At 59.8% G+C, this 12,068-nt stretch carries 9 protein-coding genes; 5 read left to right on the plus strand and 4 right to left on the minus strand.

What is annotated here, in order from left to right:
- Positions 1 to 11 precede the first annotated feature (11 nt).
- The 3 genes from ACO77H_RS13910 to ACO77H_RS13920 are packed head-to-tail and all read left to right on the plus strand — an operon-like array spanning position 12 to position 3,903.
- Positions 12 to 1,298, plus strand: coding sequence for a sialidase family protein (locus tag ACO77H_RS13910; RefSeq protein ID WP_170057381.1), 1,287 nt, complete (start codon positions 12 to 14; stop codon positions 1,296 to 1,298).
- Positions 1,298 to 1,876 carry a hypothetical protein gene (locus ACO77H_RS13915; RefSeq protein WP_170057380.1) on the plus strand — a complete coding sequence of 193 codons (579 nt, stop codon included), beginning with the start codon at positions 1,298 to 1,300 and terminating at the stop codon, positions 1,874 to 1,876. The genes ACO77H_RS13910 and ACO77H_RS13915 overlap by 1 nt, the downstream gene beginning before the upstream one ends.
- Positions 1,876 to 3,903, plus strand: coding sequence for an LTA synthase family protein (locus tag ACO77H_RS13920; protein ID WP_170057379.1), 2,028 nt, complete (start codon positions 1,876 to 1,878; stop codon positions 3,901 to 3,903). The genes ACO77H_RS13915 and ACO77H_RS13920 overlap by 1 nt, the downstream gene beginning before the upstream one ends.
- A 1,269-nt stretch (positions 3,904 to 5,172) precedes the next feature.
- Here ACO77H_RS13920 and ACO77H_RS13925 read toward each other — a convergent pair.
- From ACO77H_RS13925 to ACO77H_RS13935, 3 genes are all read right to left on the minus strand, one after another.
- Positions 5,173 to 7,638 (minus strand): TonB-dependent siderophore receptor, encoded by a 2,466-nt coding sequence (locus tag ACO77H_RS13925; protein WP_432755703.1) that lies wholly within the window; start codon positions 7,636 to 7,638, stop codon positions 5,173 to 5,175.
- Positions 7,639 to 7,735: 97 nt separating this feature from the next.
- Positions 7,736 to 8,698 (minus strand): FecR domain-containing protein, encoded by a 963-nt coding sequence (locus tag ACO77H_RS13930; RefSeq protein WP_432755704.1) that lies wholly within the window; start codon positions 8,696 to 8,698, stop codon positions 7,736 to 7,738.
- Positions 8,695 to 9,210: a sigma-70 family RNA polymerase sigma factor gene (locus tag ACO77H_RS13935; protein ID WP_346266485.1), complete on the minus strand. Its 516-nt coding sequence runs from the start codon at positions 9,208 to 9,210 to the stop codon at positions 8,695 to 8,697. The genes ACO77H_RS13930 and ACO77H_RS13935 overlap by 4 nt, the downstream gene beginning before the upstream one ends.
- Positions 9,211 to 9,390: 180 nt before the next feature.
- On the opposite strand from ACO77H_RS13935, the gene ACO77H_RS13940 reads away from it, so the two are divergent.
- Complete coding sequence (locus ACO77H_RS13940) at positions 9,391 to 9,945, plus strand: adenylate kinase (RefSeq protein ID WP_432755705.1); 555 nt, start codon at positions 9,391 to 9,393, stop codon at positions 9,943 to 9,945.
- A gap of 42 nt (positions 9,946 to 9,987) precedes the next feature.
- On the opposite strand, the gene ACO77H_RS13945 is transcribed toward ACO77H_RS13940, so the two are convergent.
- On the minus strand, positions 9,988 to 10,551 hold the full coding sequence (locus ACO77H_RS13945; protein WP_170041467.1) for a recombinase family protein: 564 nt from the start codon (positions 10,549 to 10,551) through the stop codon (positions 9,988 to 9,990).
- 318 nt (positions 10,552 to 10,869) lie between these two features.
- Here ACO77H_RS13945 and ACO77H_RS13950 point away from each other — a divergent pair, with 318 nt between their 5' ends.
- A complete protein-coding gene (locus ACO77H_RS13950) occupies positions 10,870 to 11,937 on the plus strand; it encodes a fatty acid desaturase (RefSeq protein ID WP_169951462.1) in 1,068 nt (355 codons plus the stop codon).
- Positions 11,938 to 12,068: the final 131 nt, after the last annotated feature.

Here is a 12,068-nt window from a genome sequence, read left to right on the forward strand (position 1 = left end):
ATGAGTCCACTATGCGCATGCTGTCTTTTCGCTTGAAATTGATTGTTGCCAGCCTGGCGCTATGCCTGGTCTTCTGGGCGGCCTGGCGCAGTCATCCGGCCCATGTCCTGGCGCCTTTCGCACGGCCTGCCGTGCCTGTGGCCGCCAGCGCCGAGCCGGTCTACAACAGCCGGTTCGTGTCCTCGCAGTTGGATGACTTTGTGCATTCGTCGTCGGTCACCGCACTGCCGGGCGGCGACTTGATGGCCGTGTGGTTTGCCGGCTCGCGCGAAGGCGCCGCCGATGTGCAGATCCGCACCGCACGGTTCGACGCCAAGACCACGGAGTGGGGCGCCGAGCAGGTGTTGGCGACCCGCGAGTCGACCCGTGATGGCACCGGGCGCTACATCCGCAAGCTGGGCAACCCGGTGATCGCCCTCGCGCCGGATCAGCGCCTGTGGATGTTCTATGTGTCGGTGTCTGTCGGAGGCTGGGCCACCAGTGCGATCAATGTGATGGTTTCCGAGGACCTGGGGCGCAACTGGTCGGCGCCGCGGCAACTGATCACCTCGCCGTTTTTCAATGTCAGCACGCTGGTCCGCGCCGCGCCGGTGTTTCATGCCGATGGCTCGATTGGCTTGCCGGTCTATCACGAACTCATGGGTAAGTTTTCCGAGTACCTGTACCTGAGCGCGGACGGCGCGGTGATTGATAAATTTCGCATCAGCCGGGGCAAACATTCGCTGCAGCCGACCATTGTGCCCCTGGATGAAAGGCGCGCCGTGGCGATGCTGCGTTATGCCGGCGACACCCATCACCGCGTGCTGGCCAGCCGCACCGATGATGCCGGGCAGACCTGGAGTGAGCCGTACCCACTGGAACCGGCCAACCCCAACTCGTCCCTGGCGGCAGTCGGTACTGCCGGCAACGGCCTGCTGGTGGCGCTCAACGATCTGCGTGACGGGCGCTTCAAACTCAGCCTGTATGGCACCGACACAGACCTCAATGACTGGCGCAATGTGATCGAGTTGGACCAGTCACCGGATCCGCTCGGCCAACCCTTAGCCCCCGAGGCCTACAAGGCGATCATCGGCGCCGGCTTCCGAGCCTCCAGCGGTGCGCGGCGCCTGCCGTTGGAGCAACGTTTCCTGAGCAGCCTCGATTACCGGGTGTGCAAGCCTCGGGGCTGTGATTTCGAGTACGAATACCCGTATTTCAGCCGTGGCCAGGACGGCGTGTATCACCTGGTTTATTCATGGAATAACACCTTCATCAAGCATGTCAGCTTCAATGAAGCCTGGCTGGCGGAGCGCCTGTGATGCTGTGGCAGGCCCATTTAACCTTCATCCTCCTGGGTTTTGTCTTGCTCGGGTCGCTGCGTTGCCTGCAGTCCTGGCGCCCGTGGCTGTTGCCCGGGTTGGCGTTGGTCAGCTTCATCCCCCTAAATGGCCTGCCGCTGGCGGCCTACGTGCGCAGCTTTACCGACGATTTGGCAATCAGCACCCTGGTGCTGTTGGGCGGGGCAAGCCTGGTGCGGCTGGGGCTGGTCGAGCCGCAAGCGCCTCGGGCGCACGCCCAGGTGCTGCTGCTGTTTGGACTGCTGGCGGCGCTGTTGTACCCGGCCACCATGGGCCTGACGTACTTCGACCCTTATCGCTGGGGCTTTAACCCAAGGCCGATGATTGTGCTTGTCGCGCTGCTCGCCTTGGGGCTGTTGTGGCTACGCAATGGGTTGGCGGTGTGGATGCTGGCGCTCGGCACACTGGCCTTTGCATTACGCCTGAAGGCGTCGGAAAACTACTGGGACTACCTGATCGATCCGCTGCTGGTGGGCTATTGCCTGGTGGCGGGCGGCGTGCTCTGCCTGAAGAGCGTCAAATTACATAGAGGTCAATGATGGGGTGGTTGCAATCGCGGCGCCTGCGCTATGGCGTAGGGGCGATAGGCCTGGCGTTCTTGCTGTTTGCAGGGCTGCGGCTGGTGTTTGTGCTGGGGTTTTCCGGCTTCGATCCTGCGCAGTTAGCAGACAACCGACAAGCGCTCGAAACCCTGGGCATCGGCTTGCGTTTCGACCTGCGTCTGGCGGTGCTGCTGGCGTTGCCGTTGGCGGTGCTGGCATGGATACCGCGCTGGAACCTGGTGCGCGTCGCAGGGTTGCGCGCAGTGGCGCGGGGCTATTGGCTACTGGCACTGGGTATCGTCGGTTGGCTGTACATCATCGACTTTGGCCATTACGCCTACCTTGGGGTGCGGCTTAACGCCAGCGTGCTGCGTTACCTGGACGATGCACAGATCTCGCAGCAGATGGTGTGGCAAACCTACCCGGTACTATGGATCGCCCTCGGCTGGCTGCTGGTGCTGGGTGTGTGGTTCTGCGCGTTCGTGGGGCTCGAACGCCGGACACTGGGGCGTACGCCGCGAGCCATTCGACGCACTTCACTGGCGTTCGGCGGCGGCCTGGGCTTGATCGCCGTGCTGTTGGCGCTGCTGGGTCGAGTCGAAAACCTCAACTTGCAAAACCCGGTGCCGCTGCGCTGGAGCGATGCATTTTTCTCCGGCAACGGCAAGATCGCGGCACTGGGTTTGAACCCGGTGCTGTTTTTCTACGACACGCTCAAGGCCGGGCAGGCGCAGTTCGATGAGCCGCAGGTGCGCGAGCATTATCCGGTGGTTGCCCATTACCTGGGCGTGGACCGCCCAGACCCGCAAAGCCTGACGTTCGAGCGTGAGCAAAAGGCGCAGCCGTACCGGCTTGGCACCACGCCGAACGTGATGTTTGTGATGCTTGAATCCCTTGGCACCAGTGCGGTCGGCGCCTATGGCAACCCTCTGGACCCGACGCCAAACCTCGACCGGCTGGCGAGCCAGAGCTGGTTCTTCAAGCATTTCTATGTGCCGGTCACCGGCACCGCAAAGACTGTGTGGGCGAGCATCACGGGCGTACCGGATGTCACGCGTCAGGAGACGGCGACCCGCCACCCTCTGATCACTCGCCAGCACACGCTGATCAACGCTTTCACCGATTACCAGAAGCTGTACATGATTGGCGGTAACGCCGGGTGGGCCAATATCAATGCGTTGATCCAGCAAAGTATCGATGGCGTGCGCTTGTATGAAGAACGCGATTGGCAATCGCCGCGAGTGGATGTGTGGGGCATCTCCGATCTGGACCTGTTCAAGGAAAGCGACCGGATCCTGCGCGATCTGCCCCAGGGCCGGCCGTTTTTTGCCTATGTCCAGACCTCGGGCAATCATCGCCCGTTCACCATTCCCCCGGACAATGACGGTTTCAAGCGCAGCAACCTGTCCCTGGACCAGGTGCAAGCCGCCGGCTCGCGCAGCGTCGAGCAGTACAACGCAGTACGCCTGCTGGACTTCAATATCGGCAAGCTGATGGAGATGGCCAAGGCGGGCGGTTATTACGACAATACGATTTTCGTGTTCTTTGGCGACCACAACACCCGTATCAGCCAGATCCCCCATATGCCGCCGGCTTTCGAACAGTTAGGCCTGGAAAGCAACCATGTGCCGATGCTGATTCACGCCCCGGGCCTGCTCAAGCCCCGGGTGATAGAGCAAGCCGTGGGGCTGGCCGACCTGCTGCCGACGGTCGCCGGGATGGTGGGTGTGGCGTTCAACAATGGGGCGATGGGACGCGATATCCAGCAACCTGCCCCGGAGGGTGAACGCGTGGTGCCGCTGGTCTTGCGCGAAGGTACCTTCCCGCTGATCGGCGGGGTCACCCAGGATTATCTGTTGCAGATGCAGCATGACGGCAGCGCGCCGACCCTGCATGACCTGCGCTCCCTGACCCCGCTGGATAATGTAGCGGCGCAAAACCCCGAGCAATTCCAACGCCTGGTCGACCTGACCCGGGGCCTGCATGAAAGCGCGCGGTTGATGCTGTACCGCAATGTGCGCTGATGGCGGCTGGTAGACCGCTATCGCCGGCAAGCCAGCTCCTACATTTGATTGGTGATGTGGCGCAGATTTTCAGCCCTGCCGCGCCCCCTGTGGGAGCGGGCTTGCCGGCGATGGCGGTGGTTCAGCCGCAGTATCTGGTGGCTGGTAGACCGCTAATCGCCGGCAAGCCAGCTCCTACATTTGATTGGTGATGTGGCGCAGATTCTCAACCCTGCCGCGCACCCCCTGTAGGAGCCGGCTTGCCGGCGATGGCAGTGGTTCAGCCGCAGCATCCGGTGGCTGGTAGACCGCTATCGCCGGCAAGCCAGCTCCTACATTTGATTGGTGATGTGGCGCAGATTTTCAACCCTGCCGCGCCCCCTGTGGGAGCGGGCTTGCCGGCGATGGCAGTGGTTCAGCCGCTGTATCTGGTGGCTGGTAGACCGCTATCGCCGGCAAGCCGGCTCCTACATTTGATTGGTGATGTGGCGCAGATTCTCAGCCCTGCCGCGCCCCCTGTAGGAGCGGGCTTGCCCGCGATGGCGGTGGTTCAGCCGCAGTATCTGGTGGCTGGTAGACCGCTATCGCCGGCAAGCCGGCTCCTACATTTGATTGGTGATGTGGCGCAGATTCTCAGCCCTGCCGCACCCTCTGTAGGAGCGGGCTTGCCCGCGATGGCGGTGGTTCAGCCGCTGTATCTGGTGGCTGGTAGACCGCTAATCGCCGGCAAGCCAGCTCCTACATTTGATTGGTGATGTGGCGCAGATTTTCAACCCTGCCGCGCCCCCTGTAGGAGCCGGCTTGCCGGCGATGGCGGTGGTTCAGCCGCAGTATCTGGTGGCTGGTAGACCGCTATCGCCGGCAAGCCGGCTCCTACATTTGATTGGTGATGTGGCGCAGATTCTCAGCCCTGCCGCACCCTCTGTAGGAGCGGGCTTGCCCGCGATGGCGATGGTTCAGCTGCAGTATCTGGTGGCTGGTATACCGCTATCGCCGGCAAGCCGGCTCCTACATTTGATTGGTGATGTGGCGCAGATTTTCAACCCTGCCGCGCCCCCTGTGGGAGCGGGCTTGCCCGCGATGGCGGTGGTTCAGCCGCAGCATCCGGTGGCTGGTAGACCGCTAATCGCCGGCAAGCCGGCTCCTACATTTGATTGGTGATGTGGCGCAGATTCTCAGCCCTGCCGCGCCCCCTGTAGGAGCGGGCTTGCCCGCGATGGCGGTGGTTCGTGGTAGACCGCCATTGCAGGCAATCCAGCTTGGGGTCTGTGCGAAATCTCCTGCTGGTGCTTAGAAGGAGTATTTGGCCGTTACCGTGAAGTTACGCGGGTCACCAAACACGTCGTACGGGCTCCAGGTCGAGTTGCTGGCGATGCCCTGGTAGTACTTTTTGTCGAAGACGTTATTGATGTTCAGTTGGGTATCCAGATGTTTATTCACCTGGTAACCCGCCATCAGTCCGACCAAGGCGTAGGCATCCTGTTCGATATGGAACTTGCCAAACACGTTGCTGCCTTTGTTGAACGTTGCGCTCTGGCTATAGAGGTTGGCACCGATGCGCCATTGGCTCATGTCGCCTTGCAGATGGTAGGTGGTATTGGCCTTGAACATATGGCGCGGGACGTCGGTGTCGAACAGGGTGCCTTCCTTGCTCTTGTCCGCATCCTTTTCGTATTTGGCCTGGGCGAAGGTATAGCCGGCAGCCACTTGCCAATTGGGCGTCAGGGCGCCGTTGATCTCAAGTTCCAGTCCCTGGCTGCGCACCTTGCCGGCGGCTTCATAGCAGCCGTAGCTGCCGGCGGGGATCACTCGGCAGACACTGGCGTCGGCCACTTCTGCCGCACGGTTGAGCTGGTCGATCTGGAACAGCGAAGCGCTGGCGTTCAGCGCGCCGCCGAAGTACTCGCCCTTGATGCCCACTTCGTAGTTTTCGCCGGTGATCGGCTTGATTCCGGCACCTTCACCGTTCTTCTCGGTCTGGGGCTGGAAGATGTCGGTGTAGCTGGCATACACCGAGTGGTTGTCGTCCAGGTCATAGATAACCCCGGCATAGCGGGTGACGTGGCGCACTTCCCGGGTTTTGCCCGAGGTGTAGTACTGGTCGTTGGTCTGGTCATAGATCGAGGTGGCGTCGTACCAGTCCAGGCGCGCGCCGAGAATGACTTTCAGCGGGTCGGCCAGGTTCCAGCGGGTGGTCAGGTAGAGACCTTCCTGATCGACTTTGTCATTGAGGGAGTAAACGTCCGGAACGGTCGGTCTAGCCAGGCCCTTGGGGCTGAAGCCGTTGATGTCCGGCACGCTGATGAACACGTGGCCGCCGGTGGCCTCGGTCTTGAGCTGGCGCTTGCTGGCGCCCACCACCAATTCATGCTGGCGACCTAGCAGCGAGAAAGGCCCGCTGGCGAAAAAATCATAGGTGGACTGATCAAAATCACGGCCCTGGTTGAAGACGCGCTGGCGGTAGGTAGCGTCGTTGTTGCGTTCGAGGACGGCGCCCATCATCTTGAACTCCGACCAGTTCTTCGAGGCGCCCAGGTGCAGGCGCCAGTCGTTGTCGAAGCGCTGGTCCAGTTCGACGAACACCGTCTTATTGTCGACGTCCTGGTGCGACCAGCTATAGCCGAAGGTCTTGGAGCGCGAGAAGCCCATGTGGCTACCGTCGGTGTTCACCGGCAAGCCGCCCCAGTTGATGTTGTTATTGTCGTTCTGGTCGGACGCCCCCACGGTCAGGGTCGTGCTGTCGCTCAGGTCGAACTCGCTGATGCCGTAGAACACGCCGCGTTCGCGCCCGGCGTAATCCTGATAGCTGTCCTTGTCGTTGTAGGCGCCGACAAAGCGCCCGCGTACCGTGCCGCTGGCATTGACCGGGCCGGAAACATCCAGCTCGCTGCGGTAGTTGTCCCAACTGCCGGCACTGCCACTGATACTGGCCTGGAATTCCTTGGTGGGGCGTTTGCGTACCATGTTGATGGCGGCCGACGGGTTGCCGGCGCCCTGCATCATGCCGGTGGCGCCGCGCACCACTTCGACGCGGTCGTAGGGGGCCAGGTCGGCAGTGGCGACCCAGTCGGCGTTGTAAGTGGTGGGCAGGCCGTCAAACATCAGGTTGGTGATGGGGAAACCACGGGCGAAATACTCGCTGTTGGCCGGGCGCGAGGCCGACAAGCGCAGCCCGGGCGTGGCCTGGACCACATCGTCAAGGCTGCGCATGCCCTGGTCGTCCATGCGCTGGCGGGTGATCACCGTCACCGACTGCGGCGTCTCGCGCAGGGACAACGGCAGCTTGGTTGCAGTCTGCATCGCCCCTGTGGTGTAGGAACCGCTGTTTTCAGTGGTCGAGCCCAGGGCCAGGCCGCTGACGGTGGTCGCGCCCAGTTCAACAGCGCCGGTGGCTTGGCTGCGCGGTATCAGCAGGTAGTTGCCGCTGGCATTGCGCGTAACGGCCAGACCACTGTCAACCAGCAGGCGGTCCAGACCCTCATGCACCCCAAAGTCACCCCGCAGCGCCGGCGCGCGCTTGCCCTGCACCAAGGCCGGATCAAAGGGCAGGGTGATCCCGGCTACCTGGGCGAAGCTGTTGAGCGACTCTTCCAGCGCCCCCGCGGCCAGGTCGTAGTGGCGGCTATCGGCCTGTTCGGCCTGCACGGCAAAGCTGGCCAGCACCAGGCTGCTCATGCCACCCAGCAAAATGCTCTGGAGGGTGAGCGCAAGAACGCTGCGTTGCAGGGGCCGGGGGGGATTCAAAGGGTGGGACATGAACGGTAAGCTCCTTTCGAATGACGAGGTGTATTGCCTGTCTGTCGAAGGGCTTGGCAAAACCCGTAAAAGTTTTTGCGATTTTTTCTCATCCGGCTTAACGAGCGAGGACACGGGTCCAAAGCGGGGTGAAGCGCTCGATGCGCACCGGCAGCGAATCACCCAGGGCACTCAAGGCACGGTCGATGTCGTCGAGCTGGAACACGCCCGACACCTCCAACTGCGCGACGGCCGGGTCACAGTGCAACCAGCCGTGGCGATAACGCGCCAGTTCGGCGGTCAGGTCGTGCAGGCGCATGCGTTTGGCCACCAACTGCCCACGGGTCCAGGCGCTGGCGTTGAGGGGGCTGGCTTCGACACGGTGGCTGCCGCTGGCATCAATCAGGTATTGCTCACCGGCAGCGACCTGGATCGGCTCGCCTTTTCCATGAATGGCCACCACGCCGTCCTCGACCCGCAGGCGCGTGCCATGCGGCTCGTCACGCACCGCAAAGGCGGTGCCGATGGCTTGCAGCTGTGCATGCCGGCTGCTGACCCAGAAGCTGCGGCGCCCGCCGGGTGCGGCACTGTCCTTGCCGGTGTCGATGAAAATCTCGCCACGCCGCAGGGTGATCAGCCGGCGCTGGGCGCTGAATTGCACATCCACCGTACTGGCGGTGTTCAGTTGCAGGCGGGTGCCGTCAGCCAGCAGGAACTGGCGTCGTTCGCCGACCCCAGTGGCATAGTCCGCGCCCCAGGGCACCAGCGTGCTGTCGCGCAGCGACCAGCCGGTAACGCCGCTGGCAAGCAGCCCCATGCCCAGCAGCTTGAGCGCTTGACGCCGGCTGCGCTGCCCGCTGTTCAGGCGCTCCAGCGTGTCCAGTGCCACGCTGCCGGGCAGCGCGGCCAGGCTCTGGAAGGGCGCGTCGATTTTTTGCAGCGCTTGCCAGGCGGTTTCATGCAGCGCATCGGCCTGGCGCCAGCGTTGGCAGGCTGCCAGGGCCTCGGGGGTGGCGCCGCTGGATTCGATCCGCACCAACCAGCCGATCGCCTGATCGAGCACGCCATCAGGAACGCTCATCGTTGCGCCAGGTAGCAGTGGCGAATGGCAGTGGCCATGTACTTCTCCACCGAGCTGAGGCTGATCGCCAGGCGCTCGGCGATGTCCTTGTAGCTGAGGCCTTCGAGCCGCGACATCAGGAAGGCCATGCGCACTTTGGGCCGCAGGCCATCGAGCAGGGCGTCGACGCGCACCAGGGTTTCCAACAGAATCAGTTGCGATTCCGGCGACGGCACCCCAGCTTCCGGCAGGTGGGCAATGGCTTGCAGGTAAGCCCGCTCGACCCGTTGGCGGCGCACGCGATCCACCAGCAACCCATGGGCCACTGTGCTCAGCCACGCCCGTGGCTGACGCAACTCCTGCAACCGCTGCGGCTTGCCGAGGATGTGCACAAAGGTGTCCTGGGCCAGGTCGGCAGCGTTGTCGCCGTGACGCAGTCGCTTGCGCAACCAGTCCAGCAACCAGGCGTGATGATCGATGTACAGCGCGCGGATATCGGCGTGAGGGGCTGAAGGAGTGGGTGGCGACGACACGAAAAGCCTCCGCGCGATAACTGAATGCATTTGAGAATTTGTCGCATCTTAGTGCGGGGCGACGGGGTTCAGCAAGAACAAAAGGGGATAGATCCATTTAATTAAACAGATCCGCCCCCATTCCCGCTGCGTGGATAAAACTCGTAGACTCCAAAGCCGCTTACATTCATGGAGAGAACAGTGCGCATCTATATCACCGGCGCTTCGTGTGCAGGCGTCACGACCTTGGGGCAAACCCTTGCAGCGTCGTTGGGCGTACCCCATGTCGATGTGGACGACTTTTACTGGTTACCCACCAATCCGCCTTTCACAACCAAGCGACCACCCAACGAGCGCGCCTGTTTGATCAAGCGAACACTTGGCGATCAAGGCTGGGTGTTGACCGGCTCTGCTGATGGCTGGGGAGAAGCGCTTATCAGCCATGCCAGCCTGATCGTCTTTGTGACGACACCAACACCTGTGCGCCTACAGCGCCTGGACCTGCGTGAAAAGGCGCGTTTTGGCGAACGTATTGCCCAAGGTGGCGATATGCATGAAATACATATCGCCTTTCGCGAGTGGGCCTCGCAGTATGACGACCCACTTTTTAGCGGACGCAATCGAGCGCGGCATGAGGCGTGGATTTCAAGGCAGGTGGTGCCGGTGTTGCCTATCAACGGGGAGAGCGCTGCCGAGCACATGGTTGCGGATGTGCTGCATGCGGTTTCGCAAATAGCCCTGGAGCCGGTCATCTAAGGGACATGCCATGGACTCTTCATTATGTGACTGACAAGTCCGCTATGTAGATCTCAAGTACCGATAAAGTGTCTGGCGACTGATTTCAAAATCGCGCGCTAGTTTAGATTTACTTTCTCCCGCACAGGCACGGTCAATTAAACTTACAACCTGATTGTCGGACAGTTTTTTCTTGCGCCCTCTATAAACTCCCCGCATCTTTGCGCGGGCAATGCCTATTGCCTGTCTTTCCATCGTCGCAGTGCGTTCGAACTCTGCGATCATCTCCATTACCGCAATGATGGGCTCCATAACTTCAAGGCAGTCGTGTCGGAAAACCAGGTTTTCGCTCAAAAACTCCAGGTTTACCTGCTTTTCAATCAACCGGCGAATCAGGGTACACAGTTGCTCGATGCTGGAGGTGAGCGCTGCCATGCTGTCGACAACCACGGTATCCCCGCACTGTGTATAGCGAATCAGCCGTTCAAGGCCTGGGCGATTTGCGGCATTGTCTGCAGCCTCATCGCAAAACACTGCGTCAAATACATCATGGCTCGTTTTTTTCTCCGCGCTACCCTCGGATTCTTGTAGAGAGAGCCGGAAATATTTGATGCGATGCAATCTCATAGTGCCTCCTTGGCAATACTTGTACGCAGTTGTTTTATCCTTGTACAAACTGTAACTAAATTATTAAAACTTACACAAATTCCTGTAACACTGAGCTCGCCCAAAATACACAGTTGCAAAGAATTGAACTTATCTTATCATTTTGAAGCTTGGAATGATCCTAACAAGTTTTCCGTAAACAGTCGATTTCATATTTATTGAGCGGTGCGCGTGAATTCGCGCAGTGAATTTGAATGTCTACTGTTTTATCGCTCAAACAATTGATGTGACCGGCTTGACGAAGCTGGTAATTCCCCGATGCAAGCAGAGGATGAATGGATGAAGGTCTTGGAAGAAGCCATCGAAATTGATCGCCTAAATACCGATCAGGAAAAGATTGATCATGTAACCCGGCGCATTACCGAACATGGGAACGACCTACGCAAGCGCTACCCGATCCTGCAGCATCAGGATGCTCTGGGAGCGAGTGTCATGGTGTTTTCCCTGGTAGGCATGGTGGTCACGGGAGGGCTCTATATCAAGGGTTTTATCCCTGGCTGGATGTGTATTTTTATTAACGCGCTGCTGACTTCTTTTATTCATGAAATCGAACATGATTTGATTCATCGGCTTTATTTCAGAAAAAAACCGCTGGCCCATAATGCCATGATGTTTTTTTGCTGGTTGGCGCGACCGGGAATGCCCAGCCCGTGGTTAAGACGCAGCCTGCACTTTCATCACCATAAAGAATCCGGAACTGACTCGGATGTCGAGGCCTGGATCACTACCAGTGGTAGCCCTTGGGGAATCCTGCGGTTGTTGAAACTGATGGATGGATTTGTCTTTGGTTTCCTAAACGCGGTTTTTGCTCCGGGATGGCGGCAAAAGGTAAGATTGTTAGGCAAAATCATTCGACTCAACACACCTTTCGGCCTTGTGTACTGGGGGTGCTGGTATGTGTTCCTCGGCTACCACCTGTATGTCTGGCTTGGGTCAATCAGCGGGGCGCAGGTTCATAGTTCTGCGGCAACGCTGGCGCTAATGGAGGTGGTCAATAATGTAGTCGTCATTCTTATCGCTCCAAACCTGATAAGGCAGTTCTGCCTGTTCTTTGTAAGTTCAAATATGCATTACTATGGCGACGTCGCCCCGCGTAATGCGTTACAACAAACCCAGGTAATGAACCCTTGGTGGTTGTGGCCGTTCCAGATGTTCTGTTTTAACTTTGGCAGCACGCACAGTATTCATCACTTCGTTGTGAGGGACCCGTTCTATCTGCGTCAGATGACGGCGCCTTATGCCCATAAAGTCATGGCGCAGGCAGGTGTCAGATTCAATGACTTCGGCACATACAAGCGTGCGAACCGTTTTTCCCTGGATCACTCGCAAACACGGTCGCGCGGGTGAAGTTCGCGCAAAGTACTATCAGCTGATAGTTACAGCCCAATCGTAATCCGTAAATGGGGCTGCCAGGCGGCATGTTTCTTGTCGCCTGGCAACTTTGTTAATGCTCAATAGCAATACTTCAAATGCGAGGA

It is taken from the genome of Pseudomonas sp. WMBT8 (genome assembly GCF_050916005.1).
Classification (GTDB): domain Bacteria; phylum Pseudomonadota; class Gammaproteobacteria; order Pseudomonadales; family Pseudomonadaceae; genus Aquipseudomonas.

Excerpts from the sequence above, each read along its gene's own strand:
- ACO77H_RS13910 (WP_170057381.1), top strand. The coding sequence starts at position 12 with ATGCGCATGCTGTCTTTTCGCTTGAAATTGATTGTTGCCAGCCTGGCG.
- ACO77H_RS13915 (WP_170057380.1), top strand. The coding sequence starts at position 1,298 with ATGCTGTGGCAGGCCCATTTAACCTTCATCCTCCTGGGTTTTGTCTTG.
- ACO77H_RS13920 (WP_170057379.1), top strand. The coding sequence starts at position 1,876 with ATGGGGTGGTTGCAATCGCGGCGCCTGCGCTATGGCGTAGGGGCGATA.
- ACO77H_RS13925 (WP_432755703.1), bottom strand. The coding sequence starts at position 7,638 with ATGTCCCACCCTTTGAATCCCCCCCGGCCCCTGCAACGCAGCGTTCTT.
- ACO77H_RS13930 (WP_432755704.1), bottom strand. The coding sequence starts at position 8,698 with ATGAGCGTTCCTGATGGCGTGCTCGATCAGGCGATCGGCTGGTTGGTG.
- ACO77H_RS13945 (WP_170041467.1), bottom strand. The coding sequence starts at position 10,551 with ATGAGATTGCATCGCATCAAATATTTCCGGCTCTCTCTACAAGAATCC.
- ACO77H_RS13950 (WP_169951462.1), top strand. The coding sequence starts at position 10,870 with ATGAAGGTCTTGGAAGAAGCCATCGAAATTGATCGCCTAAATACCGAT.